Below are 26,025 nucleotides of genomic sequence, written 5' to 3' on the forward strand. Positions count from 1 at the left end.
ACCGCAGCAACAGCTGGCTTGCTGACCACCTCTTTTGCAGCGTGCGGCAAAGGGGGTGGCTGTTTGTCCATTTGCAGACAAAGGTCACCTTGAACAAACACACACCCTTGGTCTTTTTCGAACAAAAGCCAGTCGCGCCGAAGTGGCCCCTTGTAATCGAACCTGAGGAACGGCTGTTTTTTCATTTAAGTTATCTATTTTTTACAAAAATAAAGAATAGCACTCAAAATATTTAAAACCAGATCAGGCTTGAAATTTCACTCGTCGAAGTCCCAGATCCTGTGCAGGTCCAGATTCATCAGGGCCCAACTCTCCACCAGTTCCAGCTGCAGCCTTTGACGCTCGCGCAGGCTTTCTTGCGCCAGCCTGCGGTTCTGGATCAGCTCGGTCATGCTGTGCTCGCCCATGGCAAAGGCCTTGAGCGATTGGGTCACCGCCGTCGCCTGTGTTTGCGCGGCCAACTGCAAGCTCGTCAGTGCCTGCCTCTGCAGGTGCAAGTTCAACCAACGCGCCTCAAAAGCTGCGCCTAAATCCAGCGTCATTTGCTGCACTTGTTCTTCCAGCTGGTTCGCCTCGGCCAAGGCGGCGGCCGCATGGGCCTGCCGCGCCGAGCCAGGCAAAGCAAAACCCAGCGACACCCCCACAATGCTTTCGGCGCCCGCGCGCTCGCGCGCGGCGTACACCCCCAGCACCGGATCGGGCAGGCGGTCGCGGTCCATGCGCTCGGCCTGCAAACGCAGGCGCTGCAATTCAGCACGGCGCAAATTCAGCTCATGGTGGTTTTGCAAAAACTCTTGCAGCAAGGTTGGCAAAGCGGGCAGCTCGGGCACATCGCTGGGCACGGCAGGCCAGGCAGGCTCGGGCAAACCGGGGTAGCGCTTTTGCAGCTGCGCCCACGCCGCTGTCCACTGCGCTTGCGACACGGCCACCGCCGCCTGTGCGCGTTGCAGCTCGGCTTGCGCCAGGCTCGCGTCCAGTTGCGAGATGTCGCCCTGCTTCAAACGCAGCTGCGCTTGGCGGTGCAGTTCTTGCGACAGCTGCGCTTGCGCACTGGCCGCCTCGCGGGCCAGCGCCAGCTGGTGCAGCACAAACCATTGGCGCATCAGCTCACGGCTGGCCTCGTGCAGGGCGTCGGCGTAGCCGATGCTGGCCACCTTGCGGCTTTGCTCGGCCAGCTTGGCATCCAGCCCCGCCTTGCCCCACCAGCGCACAGAGCGCTCCAGACTGACCAGCTGCTCATTGAAGCGGCCACCCGGGTCGATGGTTTTGCGGTTTTGCTGGCTCATGCGCAGGTTGAATTCGCCCGCGCCCGCCTCGGTCGCACGGGCCCTTTGCAGTTGCGCCGCCTGCTGCGATTGCGCAGCCAAAATGCCGTGGCTGTTTTTCACGAGGGTCTGCACCCGATCGGCAGGCGGCAACCACACACCCAAGGTGTCTTGCGCCTGCACACGCAGACCCAGGCACATGCCGCCCACGATCAGGGCCGTGCACAGTTTTTTCATGAGACGCTCCTGTCTTGGCGTTGGGGCTGACGGAAATGGGCCCAGAGCTCGGCCAAACTGCCCAAAGCCCCCCAGCGCTCAAAAATCAGCGGCAACAACAACAAGGTCAACAAAGTCGAGCTGACCAAGCCCCCCGTGACCACGATGGCCAAAGGCTTTTGAATTTCGGAGCCAGGCCCCGTGGCAAACAGCAAGGGGATCATGCCCAGCGCCGTGATCAAGGCCGTCATCAGCACCGGCCGCAAACGGCGCTCGGCACCCAAGCGCACCACTTGCGCCAGGGCCTCACCGTTTTGCAGCCGCTCGTTGAAATGCGTGACCATCACCACCCCGTTGAGCACCGCAATGCCCAGCAAGGCGATGAAACCCACCGAGGCTGGGACCGACAGGTATTGCCCCGAGATGGCCAACGCCACCACACCGCCCACCAAGGCAAACGGGATGTTCAAAAAGATGATGCCCGCCTGCACCACCGAGCCGAAGGTGAAAGTCAGGATCAAAAAGATCAGGCCCATCGCCGCCGGGATCACCACGCTCAAACGCGCTGCGGCCCGTTGCTGGTTTTCAAACTGGCCACCCCACACCACCTGGATGTCCTTGGGCAGTCCGAGCGCGGCCACCGCTTGCTGGGCATCGGCCACAAAGCCGGTCAAATCGCGCCCTTCCACCGAGACCTGAATCGTCGTCAGGCGCTGGCTCAGTTCATGGTCGATGCGGATCGGGCCGTCCACCACGCGGATGTCGGCCAAGGCGCTGGCCGGCCAGGCGCGGCCATCGGGCGCGGTGATCGGCAGGTTGCGAAAGGCCTCGGGGCTGCTGCGCACCGTGTCGTTGCCCCGCAAAGTCAGGGCCGTGCGGATGCCCCGGTCCAACACATGGCCCACGGTTTCGCCTTCGAGCTGCTGGCGCAAGGCCTGCTGCACCGAGGCCACGCTCATGCCCGACTGGCCCACCGTGTGGCGGTTCACGGCCACGCTCAGGTACTGCATGCCTTCGGCTTTGGGCGCGATCACCTCGGCAGCGCCGTCGGTCTTGCGCACGGCCTCGGCCACTTGCTGCGCTGTTCTGATCAGTTGCTGCAAATCAGCACCGAACAACTTGATCGCCACATCGCCCCGGGTGCCGGTCAACATTTCGGAAATCCGCATCTCGATCGGCTGCGTAAAACCATAGACCAGACCTGGAAAGCCCTCCAGTACCTCACGCAAGGCCACGATGATGTCCTCCTTGCTGCCGCGCCATTCGCTTTTGGGTTTGAGCACGAGAAAGGTATCGGTCTCGTCCAGCCCCATTGGGTCCAGGCCCAACTCATCCGAGCCCACACGGGCAATGACCGATTTCACCTCCGGCACATGGGCCAAAATAGCCTGTTGAACACGGGTGTCAATGTCCATGGACGCTGCCAGCGAAATCGATGAGGTTTTTTGCAGCTGCACGAGAATGTCGCCTTCGTCCAAGGTCGGCATGAAGGTCTTGCCAATCTGCGTGTACAGACCGCCTGCCAAAACCAGCGAACCCAACACCACGCCCACCAGCCAGCGCGGATGCCGCCAGCTGGCATCGCGCCACTTCACATAAGTGCGCAGGAGCTTGACCATCACCCAAGGCTCGTGCGCGGTTTGCGGCTTGAGCACCAAAGACGCCAGCGCAGGCACCACCGTGAAGGCCAGCACCAGCGAAGCCGACAAGGCCATGATGATGGTCACGGCAACGGGTGAAAACAGCTTGCCCTCCAGCCCCTGCAAGGTCAGCAGCGGCAAGAACACCACACAAATGATGAGCACGCCCGCCCCCACCGGCTTGAGCACTTCGCGCACCGCGTGCAGCACGCGTTCGGTGATGGTCATGTCGTGGCCCGCAGGCGCATGGGCCAGCTGGGTTTCCACGTTTTCCACCACCACCACCGAGGCATCGACCAGCATGCCCAGCGCAATCGCCAAGCCCCCCAAGCTCATCAGGTTGGCGGTGATACCGGTGTAGCGCATGAGCAAAAAGGTGGCCAGCAAGGACAGCGGCAGCGACACCGCCACCACCAGCGCAGGCCGCAAGCCGCCTAAGAAAACATAGAGCACCACGCAGACCAGCACCGCCGCTTCGGCCAGGGCCTTGATGACGGTGTTGGCCGCGCGCGTGACCAGCTCGCCTCGGTTGTAGAAGGTCTTGATCGTCATGCCCTCGGGCAGGCGTTTTTGCAAGTCGCGGATCTTCAGGTCAATCGCATCGACCAGCTCACGGGCATTGACGCCGCGCAGGCCCAGCACCAGACCCTCCACCGCTTCGCCGCGCCCGTCTTGCGTCACCGCGCCATAGCGGGTGAGCGCGCCGTGGCGCACCACCGCCACATCGTCGAGCAAAATCTTCTGGCCCGAGTGCGGCTGCTCGATGCGGATGGCGCGCAGATCGTCCAGAGTCTTGACCGCGCCTTCCACACGCACCACCAGCGACTCTTCGCCAGCCGACATGCGGCCTGCGCCGTCGTTGCTGTTGTTGTTGGCCAGGGCCTCGCGCAGGCTGGCCATGCTCACACCCAATGCGGCCATGCGTTCGGTTTTGGGCAGCACCTCAAAAGTCTGCACCTCGCCGCCCATGGCATTGACCTCGGCCACGCCAGCAATCGTGCGCAGTTCAGGCCGAATGGTCCAATCGAGCACACGGCGTTTCTCGGCCAGAGTGAAGTCTTCTCCTTCGACAGTGAACATGTACAGATCGGACAGGGGCGTGGTGATCGGCGCCAGGCCGCCACTCACGCCAGCAGGCAAATCGCCCATCACGCCGTTCAGCCGTTCGGACACTTGCTGGCGCGCCCAATAAATGTCCACGCCTTCGTCAAAGTCCAGCGTGATGTCGGCGATGCCGTATTTGGAGACCGAACGCACCATGCGCTTTTTGGGGATGCTCAAAAGCTCTTGCTCGATCGGCTTGACCACACGCTGCTCGACCTCTTCGGGCGTCATGCCCGGGATCTTCAGGATGATCTTGGCCTGGGTCGGCGAGATATCGGGGAAAGCGTCAATCGGCAGTTGTTGCCAAGCCTGCAAACCGGCCAGCATCAAGAGGGCTGCCAACAGCAGGGTCAGGTGGCGGTAACGCAGCGCCCAGCGGATCATGGCGTCCATGCTCATTCATCCTTTTGCAGCAGGGCGCGCAGCGAAGCCAAGCCCGTGACGGCCACCTGCTGCTTGGCGCTCAGCGCGCCGCTCACCACCGTTTGCTCGTCGTTGCTGGACAAGACTTTGACCAGTGTGGGCACAAAGCCCTGGGCACTGGCCACGAACACCCAGCTTTGCATCTGGTGCGCGATCACGGCGCGCGCAGGCACTTGCCAAGCCGCTTGCGCGGGCGTGACGCCGGGGTGCAGCTGCACCGGCAAGACTTCACCTGCGCTCAAGCTGCCGGGTGTCGTCACCCGCGCACGCGCTTGGGCTTGCTGCGCGGCATCCACCGCACGGCTGATGCCCATCAGCACCGCTTTGGCTTGCCGCGAAGGCACGCTGACCGCGTCGCCCACTTTGAGCTGCGCCGCCTTCTCGGGCGAGAGCACCAGATCGAGTTGCAGCTGCCGCGTATCGGCCACCTTGAACAAAGGCATACCGGCCTCCACCCGCTGGCCCACGCTGACCCAAGACTGCACCAGCGTGCCATTCAAGGGCGACGTCAAGCTGGCACCGGCGTAATCTGCGCCGCCCGGGCTGGCCCCGGAAGAGCGCAGCTCGGCTTGCTTGGCTTGCAGCGCGGCTTGCGCTGCATGGAATTTGTTCTGGCTGATCTGCAGCCGAGCCGCCGGGATGATGCCGTCGGCCAGCATGGCCTGGTCACGCGACAAAGCGGCCTGGGCGTTTTGCACATCCAGCTGCGCCTCGCGCATCTGGCGGCGGGCATCGGCCAGTTGCGGGCTGCTCCACTGGGCCAAAGGTGCACCGGCCTTGAGCACATCGCCCAAGCCCGCGTCGATGCGGGTGATGACACCGGCATAAGGTGCAGCCACTGTGACCTCGCGGCCCGGCGGCACCGTCACTGTGGCCGAAGCCAGCAATGCACCCGCTTGCGCCGCCTGCACAGGCGCCACGCGCACCCCCAGCGCTGCCTTTTGCTGCGCATCGAGCCGCAGCTCGGCGGGCGCAGCGCCTTGCGCCCAGGCCGCAGCCGAGCCCCACACACCCACAAAAACGATGGTTTTGAGCAGTCCTGTCATGACCGACTCTCCTGAAAAAATGCAATAAGGAAAAATCACCGGCCAGCGGTGAGCCGCACCGGCGCAAAGGCCGACGGTTCAAACAAGGATCAAAGCGGGGGAGCCAAAGCGGGCGGTGGCCAGCCGGGCGGGTAAGTGCTTGGCGCAGCTTGGACCTGCGGGGGCGTGCGACGCACACGCCGACTGGGGACTTTGGGGGTCAACCAGACCCACAACAAGAAAGGGACGATGCCCGTGGCCAAATGCAAATCTTCGCCCGTTTGAGGCAAGGACACCGACACCCCCAGCGCAGGGGACTCTTCTTCGGAAGCGGTATGGCCCGACACATGAACAGACACCGTGGCCAGTGTTTCGGCAGCTTGTGCGCTGTGGCTCAAGTCCAGGCCATCGACATGAAAACCACTGACATGCGATGGCCCAAGATGACCGTGCAAGAAAGGTGCCAATGCGAGCAAGGCCATGAGGACGATCACGACCCCTTGACGGATGCTTGCGATGAAAGAATGGTTGGCCACGTGAGCATTGTAATTTGGCCGGAACAAACCGCCCCGCCCTCAGCGCCAACGCAAGGCCTGGCTCAGCTGCTCTGCTTGTTGCGCCCAATCGGCATCCAACATGACAGACTCCCTCAAAAAAGCAGCTTGGGCGGGGGTCCAAAACGGTGCCTCAGACAAGGCGACGTCACCCGTGAGCGCACGGTGCGCCTTCAGGAACACCTCGATGCCCTGACGATCACAGGCCAGCCCCAGCTGGGCGAACAGTTCGTGAAAAGCGTGTGAGCCTTGTTCCATCGTGCGCCTTTGAATCGATGAGGAACCTGCGCAACAGTTGAAGCGCGAAGTCGGGGTATCTCAGCACATGTTACGAAGTGCAGCAACTCTGCGCCATTGACCACTTGGCCAATTCCACCAGACCGAAAGGTCTGCACAAGGCCCGCCACGGATAATCTAGCGCATGGACGAAATCCAATCTGGCCATCTGGCGACTGCCGGCTTGGCGAACCTGTCTGTCATTGCCCCATGAACAAGCATTCGCCGATCATGCTGGGTGGTATCTTTTTTTCTCTGGCCGCCGGTCTGATGTGGGGCCTGGTGTTCGTCGGGCCGCTGATGCTGCCCGAGTACCCAGCCGCATTGCACACCTTCGGGCGCTACCTGGCGTTTGGGGTGATCGCGCTGCCACTGGCTTGCATGGACCGTGCTGAACTGCGACGCCTGAGCCGCGCAGACTGGCTGGCCGCCTTGCGTCTGGCGGCCATTGGCAACGTGCTGTATTACCTGTTTCTGGCCAGCGCCATCCAGCGTGCGGGTGGTGCCTTACCCAGCATGGTCATCGGCACGCTGCCGGTGGTGATTGCGGTGTCGGCCAATGTGCTGAATCACCAACGTGACGGGCGTTTTCCGTGGCACCAACTCTTGCCTGCGCTGGTGCTCATCTTGCTGGGCATTGCCTGCGTCCACCGCGTGGAATGGACCGCCTTGCTGCAAAACCCGAAGGCCAGCACCACACGCTACATCACCGGGGCCATGCTGGCCGTGGGTGCTTTGGTCTGCTGGACCTGGTACCCCTTGAAAAACGCAGACTGGCTGCGCGCTCATCCAGATCGCAACCCGCGCGTGTGGGCCACCGCGCAAGGCCTGGCCACCTTGCCTCTGGCACTCCTGGGTTATGCGCTGTTCTGGCTGTGGTTGTCGCTCACGGACGATGCTCTGCCCATGCCCTGGGGGCCACGCCCGCTGGCCTTTGTCGGCCTGATGATGGCCATCGGTTTGTTCGCCTCATGGCTGGGCACGCTGTGCTGGAACGCCGCCAGCCAGCGCCTGCCCACGGCACTGGCAGGCCAACTCATCGTGTTTGAAAGTCTGGCGGCTTTGGCCTACACCTTTATGCTGCGCAGGCAATGGCCTGAACCCCTCACTCTCGCGGGCGTGGCGCTGCTGGTGATGGGGGTGATCGCAGGGCTGCGAGTCAAACCCGTCAAGCTGGGCGGCGCTTGATGCACTGCGTCCAAGTCATTGCCAAAATCCCAGGGCCAATGTGCGGCATGACTGCATGAAACGCCTTCACGCCTTTAGAAATATCTCCACCCAATTCCATTGACTTTTATCGCCCCAAAAGGCACTTTCACAAGATGGTTCAACACACTTTTCTAACACCCCACCCTCAAACGGTGCTTCAGATCACCGCCCTGACAGGTGGCCCAAGCCTGTCACCACTTTTCCATGCGCTGAGCCTGAATGTTCCGGCGGGCGTCACTTGCGTGACCGGTGATGAAGGCGCTGGCAAAACCAGCCTGTTGCGCTTGCTGGCCACCGACCTGCGCCCCAGCAGCGGCCGACTTGCAACCGGCCATGCCACATGGCCCGATCAAGCCAACGCTTACCGTCAACAGGTGTTCTGGTGCGACTTGAAATCCCCCGAACACGACGAGACCACCGTGCAAGAAATCTGGGACGCCTTGCGCCTGCATTATCCCAGTTGGAACGACGCACTGCTGCAAGAGCTGGCCCAAGCGCTGGACATGGACGACCACCGCCACAAGCGGCTGAACATGCTGTCTGCGGGCAGCCGTCGCAAAGTGATGATCACCGCCGCTTTGGCATCGGGCGCCACTGTGACCTTGCTCGATCAGCCTTTTGTTGCACTGGATCTGTCGTCCATTCGAGCCATCAAAAGCTTCCTGAATGAAGCGGCTCACCACGCCGACCGCGCCTGGATCGTGGCCGACTACGAAGTGCCCAGCCAGCTCACGCTGGCCAGCATCCTGACACTTTGAACCGACAGCTCAGTGGTCGAGGGCTCCATGGTCAGAGCCCTCGCCCGCTGCACGGTGTTGCTTTTAAAAGCGGTCAGCGTTCATGACCTTGGTCCAGGCGGCCACAAAGTCACGCGCCAATTTTTCACGGTTGTCGTCTTGCGCATACACCTCGGCATAGGCCCGCAAAATGGCGTTGGAGCCGAATACCAAGTCAACGCGTGTGGCCGTCCACTGGGTCTGACCCGTTTTTCGGTCGTCCATGTTGTAGCTGTTTTTGCCGACAGGTTTCCACTGGCAGGCCATGTCCGTCAGGTTCACAAAGAAGTCGTTGCTCAGAACGCCTATGCGGTCAGTGAATTGACCTTGTCTGATGTTGCCGTGGTTGGTGCCCAGAACACGCATGCCACCCACCAGGACCGTCATTTCAGGCGCCGTCAGGCCCATGAGTTGTGCACGGTCGAGCAACAACTCTTCCGGGCTGGTGGTCTGGTCGGGCTTAACCCAGTTGCGAAACCCGTCGTGAACGGGCTCGAGCACCGCGAACGACTCGGCATCGGTCATGGCGTCGGTGGCATCGCCCCGGCCAGGCAAGAAAGGCACAGGGATGTCAAAGCCCGCCGCCTTGACCGCTTGCGCCACGCCCACATTGCCCGCCAGCACGATGACATCGGCCAAGCTGGCGCCTGAAATTTTGGCTATGGGCTCAAGGACGGCCAGCACTTTGGCCAAACGTGCGGGCTCATTGCCCACCCAGTCCTTTTGCGGCGCCAAACGGATGCGGGCGCCGTTGGCACCGCCTCGTTTGTCGGAGTGGCGGAAGGTGCGGGCACTGTCCCAAGCGGTGCTCACCATTTCGCTGAGGCTCAAACCACATGACAAGAGGCGCGCCTCGACAGCGGCCACATCGTAGTCGGCCCTGCCCATCGGCACAGGGTCTTGCCAGATGAATTCTTCCTGGGGTACGTCGGGGCCGATGTAACGGGCCCGAGGCCCCATGTCCCGATGGGTGAGCTTGAACCAGGCGCGGGCAAACACCTTGGTGAAATGCGCAGGGTCTTGGTGAAAGCGCTGCGCAATCACGCTGTAAGCAGGATCCATCTTGATGGCCATGTCAGCGTCGGTCATCATGGGCTGGACGCGGATGCCTGGGTCTTGCACATCTGCGGGCATGTCTTCGGGTGCGATGTGCACGGCCTTCCATTGCCATGCACCCGCGGGGCTTTGAGTGAGTTCCCAATCGTGCTGCAGCAGCATTTTGAAATACCCGTTGTCCCATTGGGTGGGGTGCGTGGTCCATGCGCCTTCAAGGCCACTGGAGACCGTGTGCCGCCCTGTGCTGGCACTGGTGTGGTTCATCCAGCCCAGACCTTGCTCCGCGATGTCGGCGGCCTCAGGCACGGGCCCGAGGCTTTGAGCCTGGCCATTGCCGTGGGCTTTGCCCACGGTGTGACCACCGGCGGTCAATGCCACGGTTTCTTCGTCGTTCATGGCCATGCGTTGAAAGGTCAACCGCACATCCTGAGCCGTCTTCAATGGATCAGGTTGGCCATTGACGCCTTCGGGGTTCACGTAAACCAAACCCATTTGAACGGCCGCCAAAGGATTGGTCAGCGATTCGCGCTGCTCCGTGGCATACCGGGTCGATGCCAGCCATTCTTTTTCGGAACCCCAATCGATGTCTTGCTCGGGCTGCCAGATGTCTTCGCGGCCAAAGGCAAAACCAAGGGTCTGCAGCCCCATGGACTCATAGGCCACGGTGCCCGCCAACACGATCAGATCGGCCCAGCTGAGCCGGTTGCCGTATTTCTTTTTGATGGGCCACAGCAAGCGGCGGGCCTTGTCCAAGTTGACGTTGTCCGGCCATGAATTGAGTGGCGCAAAACGCTGATTGCCTGTGCCCGCCCCGCCCCGTCCATCGGCAATGCGGTAAGTGCCTGCAGCATGCCACGCCATGCGGACCATCAAGCCGCCGTAGTGCCCCCAGTCGGCTGGCCACCAGTCCTGGCTGTCGGTCATGAAGGCATTCAAATCTTTTTTGAGCGCGGGGACATCGAGCTTTTGGACCTCATCGCGGTAGCTGAAGCCTGGCACCATGGGGTTGGCCTTGCTGTCGTGCTGGTGCAAGATGTCCAGCTTGAGCGCCTTGGGCCACCAAACCATGTTGTTTTGACCACTGAGGGTGTTGGCCCCATGCATGACGGGGCAGTGCGCTGCGGTAACGGGATGGCTTGTGTTCATTTTTACTTCACTTGGCGGATGTGGAATGGAAGGCCTGGTGCGCACCCGACCCAAGGCACCCGCATCGGTTCAGTTTAAAGAGGCTGGCGCCTGCGTGGGGAGGTATTTCATGACGACGGCCACACCCACGTGCCGCCACGGTTAACAAGCGAACACAACAAGAAAAACAAGCAATGAACCCATCCCTGATCAGTGCACTGACACGCCAATCGCACCGATCAAGAAGCGATAAAACAATGACGGCGACAAGAAAATCAACACTTTTCCAATCTATGCCCCATAATGCATGCGTGCTGTTCATAAAAAACAGCACAAGTCAGGTGATCGGTCAGTTTCGCGCGCTACGGCGACACTTTTCAAGTTTGTTCTGCTTTCGGGACCCCATCGCTTTGTTTTTTGTATTTTTGAGGAGTCCCCATGGGCAATAAACTTTACGTCGGCAACTTGCCGTACACCGTTCGTGACGAAGACCTGCAGCAGGCTTTCGGCGAATTCGGCGCCATCACCAGCGCAAAAGTCATGATGGAACGCGACACTGGTCGCTCCAAAGGTTTCGGCTTTGTCGAAATGGGCAGCGATGCCGAAGCGCAAGCCGCCATTGAAGGCATGAATGGCCAGTCTTTGGGTGGCCGCAGCATCACCGTGAACGAAGCCCGTCCGATGGAAGCTCGTCCTCCACGCACTGGTGGTTTCGGTGGTGGTGGCGGTTACGGCGGTGGCGGCCGTTCCGGTGGCGGCGGCTACGGCGGTGGCGGCGACCGTTCCGGCGGTGGCGGCTACGGCGGTGGCGGCGGCGGTCGCGGCGGCTACTGAGCCCTGCGCATCCCGTCAGCGGCAGAGATGCCGTGACAACATTTCTGACTCGGCATGACGCCGAGTTCAGACACATCAAAGGCTTCATGACTTCGGTTTTGAAGCCTTTTTTGTGGGTGATCGTCTGACCGGTTCAGCATTCAAAAAGCACAAAAGCCAACGCCACCCGAAGGTGGCGTTGGCTTTGCAAGCGTCAGGGCTGTTTAGGCTTTGACGGCATCCAGATTGCGCAAGCGGATGTGCAATTCACGCAACTGCTTTTCGTCCACTGGACTTGGCGCTTGGGTGAGCAAACACTGAGCGCGTTGTGTCTTGGGGAAAGCAATCACGTCACGGATGGATTCGGCACCGGTCATCAGCGTGACGATGCGGTCCAAGCCGAACGCCAAGCCGCCGTGTGGCGGCGCACCGTATTGCAAGGCGTCGAGCAAAAAGCCGAACTTGAGCTGGGCTTCTTCGGGCGTGATCTTCAAAGCGTCAAACACTTTTTGCTGCACGTCAGCGCGGTGGATACGCACCGAGCCGCCGCCCATTTCCCAACCGTTCAACACCATGTCGTAGCCCTTGGAGATGCATTTCTCAGGGGCGGTGACCATCCAGTCTTCGTGGCCGTCTTTGGGCGCGGTGAAGGGGTGGTGCACAGCGGTGTAACGCTGGTTTTCGTCGTCGAACTCGAACATGGGAAAGTCCACCACCCACATCGGGGCCCAACGGTCTTCAAACAGGCCGTTGGCTTTGCCAAAGGCGCTGTGACCGATCTTGATGCGCAGCGCGCCGATGGCGTCGTTGACGATTTTTTCTTTGTCAGCGCCAAAGAAAATCAGGTCGCCGTTTTGAGCACCCGAGCGCTCCAGCACGGCATTGAGTGCTGTGTCGTGGATGTTCTTGACGATGGGCGACTGCAAACCGTCACGGCCTTTGGACAGGTCGTTGACGCGGATGTAAGCCAGGCCTTTGGCGCCATAGATCTTGACGAACTCGGTGTAAGCGTCGATCTCGCCACGGCTGATGCCGCCGCCTTCGACCGAACCACCCGGCACGCGCAGGGCCACCACACGGCCGCCCTTCATGTTGGCAGCGCCCGAGAAGACCTTGAAGTCCACGTCGCCCATGACGTCGGTGACTTCGGTGAACTGCAGTTTCACGCGCAGGTCAGGCTTATCCGAGCCGTACAGGTGCATCGCGTCCTGGTAGGTCATGACCGGGAACTCGCCCAAGTCCACGCCGATGGTTTTGAGGAAAACGCGCTTGATCATGCCTTGGAACATGTCGCGGATTTCTTCCTCGGTCAGGAACGATGTTTCGATATCGATCTGGGTGAATTCGGGCTGGCGGTCAGCACGCAAGTCTTCGTCGCGGAAGCACTTGGTGATCTGGTAATAACGGTCGTAGCCCGCCACCATCAAGAGCTGCTTGAACAGCTGGGGCGACTGAGGCAGCGCAAAAAACTGGCCATCGTGCACGCGGCTGGGCACCAGGTAATCACGGGCGCCTTCGGGTGTGCTCTTGGTGAGCATGGGGGTCTCGATGTCCACAAAACCATTTTCGTCGAGGTATTTGCGCACTTCCATGGCCACTTTGTAGCGCAGCATCAGGTTGTTTTGCATGTACGGACGGCGCAGGTCCAGCACGCGGTGCGTGAGGCGCGTTGTCTCGGACAGGTTGTCTTCGTCGATCTGGAAAGGTGGCGTGACGGAGGCGTTGAGCACAATCAGTTCGTGGCACAGCACTTCGATCTTGCCGCTTTTGAGGTGGTCGTTGGTGGTGCCTTCGGGGCGGGCACGGACCACACCTTTGATCTGCACACAAAACTCATTGCGCACGTCTTCGGCCACTTTGAACATGTCAGGGCGGTCAGGGTCGCACACGACTTGCACATAGCCTTCGCGGTCACGCAGGTCGATGAAGATCACGCCACCGTGGTCACGGCGACGGTTGACCCAGCCGCACAGGCTCACGGTTTGGCCGCTCAGGGCTTCGGTCACCAGACCGCAATAGTGGGAACGCATGGACATGTTGTTTTACTTTCTAAATTCAAAGAGGTCATCTGCCGTTGGCCATGACCTCACTCACAAGGATGGTTTGGCGGCTGAGGACTCAACCGAAGGGATTTGATCGGGGCCACCGGGCACCACCACCCCCATGGAGATGATGTACTTGAGGGCATCGTCCACACTCATGTCGAGTTCGATCACGTCGGCCGTGGGCATCATCAAAAAGAAGCCCGAGGTGGGATTGGGTGTGGTCGGCACATACACGCTGACCATGGGCTGATCCAGGTGCTTGGCCACTTCGCCGCCAGGCGTGCCGGTCAGAAAGGCAATGGTCCAAGAGCCCTCGCGGGGGTACTGCACCAACAGGGCTTTGGAGAACGCGTTGCCCGTACCGGAGAACAAGGTATCGGCCACTTGCTTGACGCTGGTGTAAATGCTGCGCACCACAGGGATGCGGTTCATCAGGTTGTCCCACTGGCGCAGCATCCATTGGCCAAAAATATTGGCCACGAAAACGCCTGTAGAGAAAATCACGATCGCCACCAGCATCACGCCCAGACCCGGCACACCGCGCAAAGCTTCGGCCAATTTGTGCATGCCGGGGATCAGCGAATCGGCCGCGTAAAGCACGGCCAGGAAAATGCTGTCAAGCAAACCCACCAGCCAAGTCAGGACCCAGACGGTGATGCCCATGGGCAGCCACACCAGCAGACCGGTGATGAAATACTGTTTGAAGCTGCGTGTTTTCATGAAGTGGCGATCGGTGGTGGGTCAGTGGCAGGCGCACGATGCGGCGCAGCCGCCAGCCGCAGCCGAGGTGGAAGATTCCGCAGGTGCCGCAGGTGCCGCAGGTGCCGCAGTAGGCTCGGTGGCTGCAGCGGGACTGGCCGCTGCTGCTGCACCGGTGACACCGCTGCCGCCTTTGAAATCGGTGGCGTACCAGCCAGAGCCCTTGAGCTGAAAGCCGGGTGCGCTGAGCTGCTTGCTGAACTTGGGCGCACCGCAGGCTGGGCAGTCGGTCAGGGGGTCATCGGAGATTTTTTGCAGCACATCCTTGGCATGTCCGCAGGACTCACACTTGTAGGCGTAAATGGGCATGAAGAGGGCTCTTTTCAGGTTGAAAATTCAAAACCCTCAATTATAGGCGGGGGCGGCTGTTCAAGCCCCGCCGGTGCATCGCGCCCGGTTTCTGGCGAGGATTACTCCAAACCGATCACGGGGCGGTGCCCCGCGTGCTGGCTGGCCAGCCATTGCGGTGCCACCGAACCCAGCCACATGCCCGCCAAGCTGGCCAACACACCCGCCAATTGGGCGGGGAATGCCTCACCCCAAGGTGTGAACGTGAAACCCAGCCAGGTCAACAAGCCCAAGGCAATGGCGAACAAGGCGCCTTGGGTGCTTGCTTTGTTCCAGTAGAGGCCAAAAGCCAGGGGCACAAAAGCCCCCACCAAGGTGACCTGGTAGGCCCCCGAAACCATTTCGTAGATCGATGTGCCTTGCATGGCAACGGCATAAGTCAGCACCAACACACTGAACACCAGTACCGTGATGCGCATGGCTTTGAGCTCCTGCGCGTCGGTTTGGTCAGGAAAAAACTGGCGCCAGATGTTTTCGGTGAAGGTCACGCTGGGGGCCAGCAAGGTGGCCGAGGCGCAGGACTTGATGGCCGAAAGCAAAGCGCCAAAAAACAGCACCTGCATGACGAATGGCATCTGGGTCATGACCAGCGTAGGCAGGACTTTTTGCGGGTCTTCGGCGATCAGTCTGGCGGCCTCTTCAGGCATGATGATCATGGCACTGACCACCAAAAACATGGGCACAAATGCAAACAGGATGTAGAAAATCCCGCCGATCACGGGGCCTCGGGTGGCCGCAAACTCGCTGTTGGCCGACATCACCCGCTGAAACACATCTTGCTGTGGGATGGAGCCGAGCATGATGGTGATGGACGCGGCGAAAAAGAAAATGATGTCCTTGAAATTGGGCTCCGGCCAGAACTTGAACATGTCCTGACTCACAGCCAGGGCCAGCACCTTGTCGGCACCACCGGCCTGCTGGCCTGCTGGCCTGCAAACACGGCCAATATGGCCAAACCCACCACCAAAATGATCATCTGCATGAAATCGGTGATGGCCACCGACCACATGCCGCCAAACAAGGTGTAAGCCAGGATGGACACCACCCCGATCACCATGCCCAAAGGCATGCTGATGGCCCCGTCCGACAAGACGTTGAAGACCAAACCCAAAGCCGTCACCTGCGCCGAGACCCAGCCCAAGTAACTGACCATGATGATGACGGAGCAAATGACCTCCACACTGCGGCCATAGCGCTCGCGGAAATAGTCGCTGATGGTCAGCAAGGTCATGCGGTAGAGCTTGGACGCAAAGAACAGCCCTACCAAAATCAGGCAACTGCCAGCGCCAAAGGGGTCCTCGACCACGCCGTGCAGACCGCTGTTGACGAACTTGGCCGGGATACCCAACACCGTCTCAGAACCAAACCAGGTGGCGAAAGTGGTGGTGATGATCATGGCCAGCGGCAAGTGCCGGCCCGCGATGGCGAAGTCGGCAGAGCTTTTCACGCGCTTGGCGGCCACCAGGCCAATCGCGATGGTCACCAGCAGGTAGGCGATCACGAGGGTCAGCAACAAGGCAATGTCTCCTGTTTGGAAAGCGAAAAATCAGTACAGCTGCCAGTGCGACCAGACCTGCATGCCCAGCAAACTGAGCAAAAAGCCCATGCCGATGTACAGCAGGGTTTGCAGCAATTTGTTGGTGCGGCGCTGCTCGACCAGCAGTTGTTCGAGGTGCTTGGCATCGTGCTGACGCGGCTGCTTCAGGTAATCGTGCAAGAGGCGCGGCAGCTGCGGCAGCAGCTTGGCGTAATGCGGCGCCTGGGCCTTGAGCTCGTCCCACAATTTTTTGGGGCCAATCTGGTCCAGCATCCATTTTTCGAGGAAAGGTTTGGCGGTGCTCCAAAGGTCCAACTCGGGATCGAGCTGACGGCCCAAGCCTTCGATGTTGAGCAAGGTTTTTTGCAAGAGCACCAGCTGCGGCTGGATCTCCACATGAAAACGCCGAGAAGTCTGGAACAGACGCATGAGCACCATGCCGAGCGAGATTTCTTTCAACGGACGGTCAAAGTAAGGTTCGCACACCGCACGAATGGCGGCTTCGAGTTCGTCTACACGCGTGTCAGCAGGCACCCAGCCGGACTCGATGTGGAGTTCTGCCACGCGCTTGTAATCACGGCGGAAAAAGGCCGTGAAGTTCTGCGCCAAATACTCTTTGTCGTATTCGGTCAGTGTGCCCACGATGCCAAAGTCCAGCGAGATGTAGCGACCAAAGGTCTCGGGCGCCAAGCTGACCTGGATGTTGCCCGGGTGCATGTCGGCATGGAAAAAACCGTCGCGAAAAACCTGCGTGAAAAACAAGGTCACGCCGTCGCGGGCCAGCTTGGGGATGTCCACACCCGCTTCGCGCAGGCGGTCCACATGGCTGATGGGCACACCGTGCATGCGCTCCATCACCAGCACCTCGGGCTGGCAATAGTCCCAGACCATCTCGGGGATCAGCACCAAATCGAGGCCTTCCATGTTGCGGCGCAGTTGCGCAGCGTTCGAGGCCTCGCGCACCAGGTCCAACTCGTCGTTCAGGTATTTGTCGAACTCGGCCACCACTTCGCGGGGCTTGAGGCGTTTGCCATCGGCACTCAGGTTCTCCACCCAGCCGGCCATCATGCGCATGAGGCTCAGGTCTTTTTGAATGACGGGCAGCATTCCGGGGCGCAAGACCTTGACCGCCACTTCGCGCAGGTCGCCGGACTTGCTGCGCAAGGTGGCAAAGTGCACCTGTGCGATCGAGGCACTGGCCACGGGCTCGCGCTCAAAGCTTTCAAAGATGGTATCCACCGGCTTGCGAAAGGCACGCTCGATGGTGGCCACAGCGATGTCGGAGCTGAAGGGCGGTACGCGGTCTTGCAGCTTGGCCAGCTCTTCGGCAATGTCCAGCGGCAGCAGGTCGCGCCGGGTGGACAACACCTGACCGAACTTCACAAAGATCGGGCCCAAGCGCTCCAGCGCTTCGCGCAGACGCACGGCACGCGGCGAGCGCAGGTCGCGCCCCACTGAGAGTACACGGGCCAGCAGGCGAATCCAGGGCTTTTGGAAGCTGGAGAGCACCAACTCGTCCAGTCCATAGCGCAGGACGATGAAGACGATGAACGCTCCGCGGCCGAGGCGGCTCATGCGGCGCTACCGGAAACGATGTCGCTGCCAGGACGCTTGGCCACAAAGCCACGCAGGGCCTCCATGGCTTTGCGTGCGGCTTGGGCCAGCGTGTGGGCCAGGGCATCGCCCACCAGGCGGGCCAGGTCTTCCTCGGCATCCCAGCGCACGTGGTCGATCAGCCAATTGATCTCGGCGGCCAGTTGCACATCGCCTTCGATGCGCACTTTCGGCTTGTCACCTTTGGCCAGAGCAGAGGCCAGTGACACGGGAGATTCTTCCGTCACCGTCAGCCGCAGGTCAAAGCCTTCAAAGCGGCCGCGCTCAAGCAAACCTGCTGGCGTAGGGGTCAGCTGCAACTGGATGCGGTCCCAGACCAGCTCAATGCGCTGGCCTTTTTGGCGCGCCAGGCGGGCCATGGCTTCGGGCTCACTTTGCAGCACGTGGTTAAGGAACAGGACAAGACGGTTGACCGACTCGTCGACCACCCAGGCGGGTGGCTGGAAATTGGATGCGAATTGGGGCAGCGCCTGAGCGGCCCAAGAAAAAGGGGACTGTGTTGCCATAGTCCCCGATTATTCACGAAAGACAAGGCCCTGCATGAGGGCCTGTGCTTTATTGCAGCGCTTGCACACCAGCGACCAGCCAGCCGCTACCACCCTGCTTGGGCTTGGTCATGTTCCAGACTTCGCGGAAAGGGCTCGGACCTGCCGAGGCGTCCTCGCGGATCATGCCGTTGAACTCCACGCTCGCCAGATAGGCATCGGCCTGCTCTTCGATGCCCAGCAACTGGGCTTCGAGCATGACCACTTCGGTCTTGTTGGGCTGACCCGGGAACTGACTTTCGCGTTCTGCCAATTGGCTGCGGATTTCGGCGACCATGGTGTCGGTCATCATGGAGCGCAAGGTGGTGATGTCTGAACGGTCCCACGCGTCTTGCAGGGTCACAAAATTCTGTTTGGCCGCAGCCACAAAACCGGCCACATCAAAGCCCGCAGGCACGCCCCAGTTTTGCGAACCGCTCAAAGCCGAACCGATCATGGACCCTCCGGTTTGGGCCGCCGCGGAGCCATCAAAGCGGGTGCCTTGGGCTTCCCAAGGGCGGGCCGACGCATCATTGCCGACGGTCTCTGGTTTGTATTGTTTGAAAGATGCAGGTTGCTCGGCCGTGGCACCAGCACCTTGGTAAGCGAAACCGCCTTGCTGTGCAGTCCCCCCCCTGCGACGCATGAACATGCCGATCAAGGCCATGACCGCCATAGCCACCAGCATGAACATCAAGACGTTGCCAAAGGCCTCGCCCATGCCCAAAGAGTGGGCCAACCAAGCCAGACCCAAGCCTGCAGCCAAGCCACCCAACATGGCACCCCAGGGCCTCTTGGCAGCAGGTGCTGCCATGGCAGGTTTACCTGCAGCGGGCGCAGCTTGTTGCGCGGGAGCAGCAGCTTGCTGTGGACGCACCGCTTCGCGCTGGGTCACTTGATTCGATTGCTGACCGATGGACTTGCCACCGCCAAAACGTCGGGCGGCTTCGGCATTCAAACTGCCCAAGGCCAAAACGGCAGCGAGCAAAAGGGTCAAGAACTTGTTCACGGTGTCTCCAATGGATAACAGTCTCACAAAACAGGCATCAGCACTTGATGCCTGCATGCAAGGCTACCACCCCGGCTGACAAATTGTGAAAATCCACATGGCCAAATCCGCTTCTTTTCATAAGGGTTTTCAGCTCTTCCTGGCCCGGATGCATGCGAATGGATTCAGCCAAATAGCGATAACTGTCGGCGTCCCCGGCCACCAACTTGCCCATGTGCGGCAAGATTTTGAAGCTGTACCAGTCGTAGATTTTCTCCAGCGGCTTGGCCACTTTGGAGAACTCGAGCACCAACAATTTGCCACCAGGCTTGAGCACGCGACACATTTCTTTGAGCGCCACATCCTTGTGTGTCATGTTGCGCAGACCAAAGGCCACGCTGACCACGTTGAAATGGTTGTCCGGAAAAGGCAACTTCTCGGCATCGCACACCAAGGTGGGCAGGGCCAGGCCGTGGTCGACCAAGCGGTCCCGGCCGGTGCTGAGCATGGCTTCGTTGATGTCGGTGTGCACCACACGGCCTGTGGTGCCGACCTTCTTGGCAAACGCCATGGACAAATCGCCCGTGCCGCCCGCGATGTCCAGCACCTGGTCGCCTTCCTTGAGGTTGGCCACCTGCACGGTGTAGGCCTTCCAGACGCGGTGCAGCCCCATGGACATCAGGTCGTTCATCACGTCGTATTTGGACGCGACCGAGTCAAACACGCCACGCACATGCTTGGCTTTTTCTTTTTCGTCGACGGTCTTGAAACCGAAATGGGTGGTGCTCATGGGCAACTCTTTCAACCGGATATTCAATGGCTATGACCGCAGCTGCTGCCCGCTTTTCCGAGCATGGGCGCGTCACGGTCGGTGCCTGCGGCTTGCAGGCGCTCTTGGTATTGTTGCCACAAAGCGGCTTGCTGGTCGCCCAAGAAGTAAAGGTACTCCCAAGTGAACAGGCCCGAGTCGTGACCGTCCGAGAAAGTGGGTTTGACCGCGTAATTGCCCACAGGCTCGATCTCGATCACCGTGACCTGGCGCTTGCCGGTCTGCAGCACTTCCTGGCCGGGGCCATGGCCCTGCACCTCGGCCGAGGGGGAGTAGATGCGCATCAGCTCGAACGGGATGCGAAATTGCGCACCATCGGAAAAGCCGATTTCCAGCACCTTGGTCTGGCCATGCACGGTCAGGGACTCGGGCGTGGGGGTTTCTTTTTTCAATCCGGCCATAGTGACTTTCGCGTGTTGCTTTGCAACGTTAAACCAACACGCGCTCAATGCCACCGGCATTGGCGGCGCTGACGTACTCGGGCATCCAGTTCTCGCCCAAGATGTGCTTGGCCATCTCGACCACGATGTAGTCGGCCTCCAGCAAACCGTTTTGCAGGTCGTCGCCAAAGCGCGACAGGCCTTGCAAGCAGCTGGGGCAGCTGGTGAGGATCTTGACGTTGTCTTTGGGGCCCACTGCACCGCTGGCGCGCAATGCGGCTTCGCCTTTGAGGATTTCTTCCTCTTTGCGGAAACGCACTTGCGTGGAGATGTCAGGACGCGTGACGCCCAGCGTGCCCGACTCGCCACAGCAGCGGTCTGATTTGAGCACCTGATCACCCAGCAAGCCTTTGACGGTCTTCATGGGGTCTTGCAACTTCATGGGCGAGTGGCAAGGGTCGTGGTACAGGTAAGCGCCCTGTGCCTCAAGCTTGATGCCTTTTTCGAGCAAAAACTCATGGATGTCCACGATGCGGCAGCCCGGGAAGATCTTGTCGAACTCGTAGCCCTGCAACTGGTCGTAGCAGGTGCCGCAGCTGACCACCACGGTCTTGATGTCGAGGTAGTTGAGCGTGTTGGCCACGCGGTGGAACAACACCCGGTTGTCGGTGATGATCTTCTCGGCCTTGTCGAACTGGCCTGAGCCCTTTTGCGGGTAACCGCAGCACAGGTAGCCCGGTGGCAGCACGGTCTGCACACCTGCGTGCCAGAGCATGGCCTGCGTGGCCAAGCCCACTTGGCTGAACAAGCGTTCAGACCCGCAGCCAGGGAAGTAAAACACCGCTTCGGTTTCCGACGTGGTGGTTTGCGGATCGCGGATGATCGGCACGTAATCATTGTCTTCAATGTCAAGCAAGGCACGCGCCGTCTTCTTGGGCAAATTGCCCGGCATCTTCTTGTTGATGAAGTGGATCACCTGCTCTTTGATGGGCGCAGTGCCCACCGAGGCGGGCGGTGCACTGGTTTGTTTGCGGGCTATACCCTTGAGCAGACCGGCCACAAAGCGCTGAGCCTTCATGCCCACGCCCACCATGGCCATGCGGGCCACCTTGATGGTCTCAGGGTTGGTCGCGTTGAGCATGAACATGGCTGCGGCATTGCCGGGCCGGAAGCTTTTTTGCCCCATCTTGCGCAAAAGGTTGCGCATGTTCATGGACACATCGCCAAAGTCGATGTTCACCGGGCAAGGCGTCAGGCACTTGTGGCAAACGGTGCAATGGTCGGCCACGTCTTCAAACTCTTGCCAGTGCTTGATGGACACGCCACGGCGGGTCTGCTCTTCGTACAAGAAGGCCTCGACCAGCAGGGAAGTGGCCAGGATTTTGTTGCGTGGGCTGTAGAGCAAATTGGCACGTGGCACGTGCGTCGCGCACACGGGCTTGCACTTGCCGCAGCGCAGGCAGTCCTTCACGCTGGCCGCGATCGCGCCAATGTCAGACTGCTGCATGATCAGCGACTCGTGGCCCATCAAGCCAAAGCTGGGGGTGTAAGCGTGCGTCAAATCGGCCGCATGCACATCGTCGCCCAAGCCGGTCAAGGCAGCACCGCGCAGCAGCTTGCCTTTGTTGAAGCGCCCTTGCGGGTCCACCTTGGCTTTGTAGGCGGTGAAATTGGCCAACTCGGCGTCGGTCAAAAATTCGAGCTTGGTGATGCCAATGCCGTGCTCGCCCGAGATCACACCGTCCAGGCTGCGCGCCAGCACCATGATGCGGGCCACCGCTTCGTGCGCGGTCTGCAGCATCTCGTAATTGTCGGAGTTGACGGGGATGTTGGTGTGCACATTGCCGTCACCGGCGTGCATGTGCAGCGCCACCCACACACGGCCCTTGAGCACGCGCTGATGGATGGCCGTGACTTCGGTCAAGATCGGCTGGAAGGCTGAGCCCGAGAAGATGTTTTGCAAAGCCGGACGAATCTGCGTCTTCCAGCTGGCGCGCAACGTGTGGTCTTGCAACTGGGGGAAGAGCTCGTCGACTTGCGTGAGCCAGCCTTGCCACTGGGTCTGCACCTCCCGCACCACGGCCAAGGCCTGCGCCACCCGGTCTTCCAGCAGTTCGGCCGAGGCGATTTCGTTGGCGTCTTCTTGCTTGCCCAAGGGCAGGTTGCCGCGCTCCAGGAAACTCTCCAGCTCGGCACAAAATTTGAGCTTGTTGCGCAGGGAGAGTTCGATGTTGATGCGCTCGATGCCGTCGGTGTACTCGGCCATGCGCGGCAGCGGAATCACCACATCTTCGTTGACCTTGAAGGCGTTGGTGTGGCGTGAAATGGCCGCTGTTTTCTTGCGGTCGAGCCAGAATTTTTTGCGCGCCTCGGGGCTGATGGCGATGAAGCCTTCGCCACTGCGCGAGTTGGCAATGCGCACGATCTCAGACGTCGCCTTGGCCACGTCGTCGGCGTTGTCACCGGCGATGTCACCGATCAACACCATCTTGGGAAAGCCCCCGCGCTTGGACTTGGTGGAATAACCCACCGCCCGCAAATAGCGGTCATCCAAGTGCTCCAGACCTGCCATCACGGTGCCGGTGCGCTTTTGCTCGGCGAACATGAAGTCTTTGATCTCGACGATGCTGGGCACGGCCTCGCGGGCGTGGCCAAAGAACTCCATGCACACGGTGCGGGTGTGGGTGGGCATGCGGTGCACCACCCAACGGGCGCTGGTGATCAGGCCATCGCAGCCCTCTTTTTGCACGCCTGGCAGGCCCGAGAGGAACTTGTCGGTCACGTCCTTGCCAAGGCCTTCTTTGCGGAAAGTCTTGCCCGGGATCACCAGGGTTTCGGTGCGGATCGGCGTCTTGCCGTCGGCCTTGAAATAGCGCAGCTCGAAGGTGGCCACTTCGGCATCATGGATCTTGCCCATGTTGTGGTCCATGCGCACCACATCCAGCCATTCGGCGTCGGGCGTGACCATGCGCCAGCTGGCCAGGTTGTCGAGCGCTGTGCCCCACAAGACGGCCTTTTTGCCGCCCGCGTTCATGGCGATGTTGCCGCCGATGCAAGAGGCCTCGGCCGAAGTCGGGTCCACCGCAAAGACAAAACCACCGCGCTCGGCCGCATCGGCCACGCGCTGGGTCACCACACCGGCTTCGGTGTAGATGGTGGGGATCTTGTGGGCGATGCCCGGCAGGTCGACCATCTCGACCTCGGTCATGGCTTCGAGCTTTTCGGTGTTGATGACCGCGCTCTTCCAGGTCAGCGGGATCGCGCCACCCGTGTAGCCCGTGCCGCCGCCGCGCGGGACGATGGTCAGGCCCAGATCGATACAGCCTTTGACCAGACCCGCCATTTCGGCTTCGCTGTCGGGGGTCAGCACCACAAAGGGGTATTCCACGCGCCAGTCGGTGGCGTCGGTCACGTGGCTCACACGCGAGAGGCCATCAAATTTGATGTTGTCCTTGGCCGTGAGGCGCCCCAGGGTCTTTTGCACCTGGCTGCGCAGCTTGGCGCGGTTGGCAAAGCGCTCGTTGAATTGGGTGACGGCCTGACCGGCCAAGACCAGCAAAGCCCCCACCAGGGCGTCGCGGGCGGCATCCACATTGGGGGTGCGGCGTTTTTGCACTTCGCCCAGGCGGTGCTGCAAGGCGTCTACCAGCATCTTGCGGCGGCCGGGGTTGTCCAGCAGGTCGTCCTGCAAATAGGGGTTGCGCTCGACCACCCAAATGTCGCCCAGCACTTCGTAGAGCATGCGGGCCGAGCGGCCTGTGCGGCGCTCATCGCGCAACTGGTTCAGCAGATCCCAAGCCTTCTCGCCCAGCAGGCGGACCACGATTTCGCGGTCAGAAAAGCTGGTGTAGTTGTAAGGGATCTCGCGCAGGCGCGGCGCATCGGCGTCGGCTTGCATCAAATGTTGGAGCGTGGTGGGTGCATTCATAGGAGTAGGCGCGGTCAGCAGCGTGTCAATACGCATTCAGCCAGACACGGAAACTGGCTTGAACCCGGCTGAGGGTGAATGTTACCGCAGTGCAACAAACACACGCCGTGCGCAGGGGAACCTGTCGCCCAAAGGTCTCTCGTCATGGAAAGCCCGGGTTGTCGCCTGAATTTCACATGGGTTTAATCCTTTTGACATTTTTAAGCGCCAAACTGGTCTGAAATTCCTGCTCAAATAATAGGCACCTTTGTTCGCCGCCCCACCTTTCCCGGAAAACGCCATGAAACTCAAGCTCTCCCTCAGCGCTCTGGCCTTGGGCCTGGCCAGCCTGTCTGCCCAAGCCCAAACCGAAATCCAGTGGTGGCACTCCATGACCGCCGTCAACGGCGAATGGGTCAATGACCTGGCCAAGAACTTCAACGCCAGCCAGAAGGATTACAAGATCAACCCGGTCTTCAAGGGCAGTTACGACGAGTCCATGACCGCGGCCGTGGCGGCCTTCCGCGCTGGCAACGCCCCGCACATCCTGCAGGTGTTTGAAGTGGGCACCGCCACCATGATGGCCAGTAAAGGCGTGGTCGTGCCCGTGGGCAAAGTGATGCAGGACGCTGGCTACAAATTCGACCCCACCGCCTATGTACCCGCCGTGGCCGGTTACTACACAGCCCCGAGCGGTCAGATGCTGTCTTTCCCCTTCAACAGCTCCACCACGGTGTTTTATTTCAACAAGGACGCCTTCAAGGCCGCTGGCATCGACACCAGCAAGCCCCCAGCCACTTGGCCTGAAGTGGCCCTCGCCGCCGCCAAGCTCAAGGCCAATGGCCACAAATGCCCCTTCACCACCGCTTGGCAAGGCTGGACCCAGCTGGAGAGCTTCTCCACCTGGCACAACACCGAACTGGCCACCCTAGGCAACGGCATGCGCGGCACCAACGCCCGCCTGGTGGCCAATTCGCCCCTGCATGTGCGCCACATCGAGAACCTGGGCAACATGGCCAAACAAGGCCTGTTCGTCTACAAGGGCCGCGCCAACGTGCCAGAGGCGTCTTTCGTCTCCGGCGAGTGCGCCATGATCACCACCTCGTCGGGCTTTTACGGCAACGTGGCCAAAAACGCCAAGTTCGGCTACGGCCTGTCCACCCTGCCCTATTACCCCGATGTGGCCGGTGCCCCGCAAAACACCGTCATCGGCGGTGCCAGCCTGTGGGTCATGTCAGGCAAAAAAGCCGAAGAATACAAAGGCGTGGCCACTTTCTTCAATTACCTGTCCAATGCCGAAGTGCAGTCGGCCAGCCACAAGCGCACCGGCTACCTGCCGATCACCATGGCGGCTTTCAAGCTGACCGAGCAGTCGGGCTTTTACAAACAAAACCCCGGCACCGACACGGCTGTGAACCAGATGATCCGCAAGACCACCGACAAGTCGCGCGGCATCCGTCTGGGCAACTACGTACAGATCCGGACCATCGAGGACGAAGAGTTCGAGCAGGTCTGGGCTGGCAAAAAGACCGCCAAAGAAGCCCTGGACAGCATCATCAAGCGCGGCAACGACTTGCTCGAACGCTTTGAAAAAGCCAACAAAGGCTGATGA

General features: G+C 60.6%; 19 protein-coding genes and 1 pseudogene. 4 read left to right on the top strand and 16 right to left on the bottom strand.

The window, feature by feature from the left end:
* Window positions 1-257 precede the first annotated feature (257 nt).
* The 5 genes from B9Z52_RS07295 to B9Z52_RS07315 form a co-directional block, all read right to left on the bottom strand.
* Entirely contained in the window at window positions 258-1,502 is a 1,245-nt protein-coding gene (locus B9Z52_RS07295) for a TolC family protein (RefSeq protein WP_108413180.1), read from the bottom strand.
* Complete coding sequence (locus B9Z52_RS07300) at window positions 1,499-4,624, bottom strand: efflux RND transporter permease subunit (RefSeq protein WP_108413181.1); 3,126 nt, start codon at window positions 4,622-4,624, stop codon at window positions 1,499-1,501. The genes B9Z52_RS07295 and B9Z52_RS07300 overlap by 4 nt, the downstream gene beginning before the upstream one ends.
* Entirely contained in the window at window positions 4,621-5,694 is a 1,074-nt protein-coding gene (locus B9Z52_RS07305; RefSeq protein ID WP_108413182.1) for an efflux RND transporter periplasmic adaptor subunit, read from the bottom strand. Before B9Z52_RS07305 ends, B9Z52_RS07300 begins: the two co-directional genes overlap by 4 nt.
* 89 nt (window positions 5,695-5,783) lie before the next feature.
* A complete protein-coding gene (locus B9Z52_RS07310) occupies window positions 5,784-6,209 on the bottom strand; it encodes a hypothetical protein (protein ID WP_108413183.1) in 426 nt (141 codons plus the stop codon).
* Window positions 6,210-6,248: 39 nt separating this feature from the next.
* Window positions 6,249-6,485, bottom strand: a complete 237-nt coding sequence (locus B9Z52_RS07315) for a DUF2789 family protein (protein ID WP_108413184.1) — start codon at window positions 6,483-6,485, stop codon at window positions 6,249-6,251.
* Between the two features lie 249 nt (window positions 6,486-6,734).
* Here B9Z52_RS07315 and B9Z52_RS07320 point away from each other — a divergent pair, with 249 nt between their 5' ends.
* Window positions 6,735-7,691: a DMT family transporter gene (locus tag B9Z52_RS07320; protein WP_108413308.1), complete on the top strand. Its 957-nt coding sequence runs from the start codon at window positions 6,735-6,737 to the stop codon at window positions 7,689-7,691.
* Between the two features lie 173 nt (window positions 7,692-7,864).
* Window positions 7,865-8,470, top strand: coding sequence for an ATP-binding cassette domain-containing protein (locus B9Z52_RS07325; protein WP_233251866.1), 606 nt, complete (start codon window positions 7,865-7,867; stop codon window positions 8,468-8,470).
* 63 nt (window positions 8,471-8,533) lie between these two features.
* Here the strand turns inward: B9Z52_RS07325 and katG are convergent, their stop codons facing one another.
* A complete protein-coding gene (gene katG / locus B9Z52_RS07330; RefSeq protein ID WP_108413186.1) occupies window positions 8,534-10,690 on the bottom strand; it encodes a catalase/peroxidase HPI in 2,157 nt (718 codons plus the stop codon).
* 417 nt (window positions 10,691-11,107) lie between these two features.
* On the opposite strand from katG, the gene B9Z52_RS07335 reads away from it, so the two are divergent.
* The gene (locus B9Z52_RS07335; RefSeq protein WP_108413187.1) at window positions 11,108-11,503 is read left to right on the top strand and encodes an RNA-binding protein; all 396 of its coding nucleotides are present in this window, start codon (window positions 11,108-11,110) and stop codon (window positions 11,501-11,503) included.
* Window positions 11,504-11,706: 203 nt separating this feature from the next.
* On the opposite strand, the gene aspS is transcribed toward B9Z52_RS07335, so the two are convergent.
* From aspS to B9Z52_RS07385, 10 genes and pseudogenes are all read right to left on the bottom strand, one after another.
* Window positions 11,707-13,518, bottom strand: a complete 1,812-nt coding sequence (aspS, locus tag B9Z52_RS07340; protein ID WP_108413188.1) for an aspartate--tRNA ligase — start codon at window positions 13,516-13,518, stop codon at window positions 11,707-11,709.
* Window positions 13,519-13,572: 54 nt separating this feature from the next.
* A complete protein-coding gene (locus tag B9Z52_RS07345) occupies window positions 13,573-14,247 on the bottom strand; it encodes a DUF502 domain-containing protein (protein WP_108413189.1) in 675 nt (224 codons plus the stop codon).
* A 21-nt stretch (window positions 14,248-14,268) separates the two neighbouring features.
* Complete coding sequence (locus B9Z52_RS07350) at window positions 14,269-14,595, bottom strand: FmdB family zinc ribbon protein (RefSeq protein WP_108413190.1); 327 nt, start codon at window positions 14,593-14,595, stop codon at window positions 14,269-14,271.
* A gap of 101 nt (window positions 14,596-14,696) precedes the next feature.
* Window positions 14,697-16,150: pseudogene (locus tag B9Z52_RS07355) on the bottom strand (sodium:solute symporter family protein).
* Window positions 16,151-16,180: 30 nt separating this feature from the next.
* Window positions 16,181-17,746 (bottom strand): ubiquinone biosynthesis regulatory protein kinase UbiB, encoded by a 1,566-nt coding sequence (ubiB, locus tag B9Z52_RS07360; RefSeq protein WP_108413191.1) that lies wholly within the window; start codon window positions 17,744-17,746, stop codon window positions 16,181-16,183.
* Window positions 17,743-18,291, bottom strand: a complete 549-nt coding sequence (locus B9Z52_RS07365; RefSeq protein WP_108413192.1) for a hypothetical protein — start codon at window positions 18,289-18,291, stop codon at window positions 17,743-17,745. Before B9Z52_RS07365 ends, ubiB begins: the two co-directional genes overlap by 4 nt.
* A gap of 49 nt (window positions 18,292-18,340) precedes the next feature.
* Window positions 18,341-19,318, bottom strand: a complete 978-nt coding sequence (locus B9Z52_RS07370) for a Tim44 domain-containing protein (RefSeq protein WP_233251867.1) — start codon at window positions 19,316-19,318, stop codon at window positions 18,341-18,343.
* 37 nt (window positions 19,319-19,355) lie between these two features.
* A complete protein-coding gene (ubiE, locus tag B9Z52_RS07375; RefSeq protein WP_108413309.1) occupies window positions 19,356-20,087 on the bottom strand; it encodes a bifunctional demethylmenaquinone methyltransferase/2-methoxy-6-polyprenyl-1,4-benzoquinol methylase UbiE in 732 nt (243 codons plus the stop codon).
* Window positions 20,088-20,110: 23 nt separating this feature from the next.
* Entirely contained in the window at window positions 20,111-20,527 is a 417-nt protein-coding gene (locus tag B9Z52_RS07380; protein ID WP_108413194.1) for a gamma-butyrobetaine hydroxylase-like domain-containing protein, read from the bottom strand.
* Window positions 20,528-20,555: 28 nt separating this feature from the next.
* The gene (locus B9Z52_RS07385; RefSeq protein ID WP_108413195.1) at window positions 20,556-24,434 is read right to left on the bottom strand and encodes a DUF3683 domain-containing protein; all 3,879 of its coding nucleotides are present in this window, start codon (window positions 24,432-24,434) and stop codon (window positions 20,556-20,558) included.
* A gap of 280 nt (window positions 24,435-24,714) precedes the next feature.
* On the opposite strand from B9Z52_RS07385, the gene ugpB reads away from it, so the two are divergent.
* Window positions 24,715-26,022: a sn-glycerol-3-phosphate ABC transporter substrate-binding protein UgpB gene (gene ugpB, locus B9Z52_RS07390; RefSeq protein ID WP_108413196.1), complete on the top strand. Its 1,308-nt coding sequence runs from the start codon at window positions 24,715-24,717 to the stop codon at window positions 26,020-26,022.
* Window positions 26,023-26,025 lie beyond the last annotated feature (3 nt).

It is taken from the genome of Limnohabitans sp. Jir72 (assembly GCF_003063575.1).
GTDB lineage: Bacteria > Pseudomonadota > Gammaproteobacteria > Burkholderiales > Burkholderiaceae_C > Limnohabitans_A.

Excerpts from the sequence above, each read along its gene's own strand:
- B9Z52_RS07295 (WP_108413180.1), bottom strand. The coding sequence starts at position 1,502 with ATGAAAAAACTGTGCACGGCCCTGATCGTGGGCGGCATGTGCCTGGGT.
- B9Z52_RS07300 (WP_108413181.1), bottom strand. The coding sequence starts at position 4,624 with ATGAGCATGGACGCCATGATCCGCTGGGCGCTGCGTTACCGCCACCTG.
- B9Z52_RS07305 (WP_108413182.1), bottom strand. The coding sequence starts at position 5,694 with ATGACAGGACTGCTCAAAACCATCGTTTTTGTGGGTGTGTGGGGCTCG.
- B9Z52_RS07315 (WP_108413184.1), bottom strand. The coding sequence starts at position 6,485 with ATGGAACAAGGCTCACACGCTTTTCACGAACTGTTCGCCCAGCTGGGG.
- B9Z52_RS07320 (WP_108413308.1), top strand. The coding sequence starts at position 6,735 with ATGCTGGGTGGTATCTTTTTTTCTCTGGCCGCCGGTCTGATGTGGGGC.
- katG (WP_108413186.1), bottom strand. The coding sequence starts at position 10,690 with ATGAACACAAGCCATCCCGTTACCGCAGCGCACTGCCCCGTCATGCAT.
- B9Z52_RS07335 (WP_108413187.1), top strand. The coding sequence starts at position 11,108 with ATGGGCAATAAACTTTACGTCGGCAACTTGCCGTACACCGTTCGTGAC.
- aspS (WP_108413188.1), bottom strand. The coding sequence starts at position 13,518 with ATGTCCATGCGTTCCCACTATTGCGGTCTGGTGACCGAAGCCCTGAGC.
- B9Z52_RS07345 (WP_108413189.1), bottom strand. The coding sequence starts at position 14,247 with ATGAAAACACGCAGCTTCAAACAGTATTTCATCACCGGTCTGCTGGTG.
- B9Z52_RS07350 (WP_108413190.1), bottom strand. The coding sequence starts at position 14,595 with ATGCCCATTTACGCCTACAAGTGTGAGTCCTGCGGACATGCCAAGGAT.
- ubiB (WP_108413191.1), bottom strand. The coding sequence starts at position 17,746 with ATGAGCCGCCTCGGCCGCGGAGCGTTCATCGTCTTCATCGTCCTGCGC.
- B9Z52_RS07365 (WP_108413192.1), bottom strand. The coding sequence starts at position 18,291 with ATGGCAACACAGTCCCCTTTTTCTTGGGCCGCTCAGGCGCTGCCCCAA.
- ubiE (WP_108413309.1), bottom strand. The coding sequence starts at position 20,087 with ATGAGCACCACCCATTTCGGTTTCAAGACCGTCGACGAAAAAGAAAAA.
- B9Z52_RS07380 (WP_108413194.1), bottom strand. The coding sequence starts at position 20,527 with ATGGCCGGATTGAAAAAAGAAACCCCCACGCCCGAGTCCCTGACCGTG.
- B9Z52_RS07385 (WP_108413195.1), bottom strand. The coding sequence starts at position 24,434 with ATGAATGCACCCACCACGCTCCAACATTTGATGCAAGCCGACGCCGAT.
- ugpB (WP_108413196.1), top strand. The coding sequence starts at position 24,715 with ATGAAACTCAAGCTCTCCCTCAGCGCTCTGGCCTTGGGCCTGGCCAGC.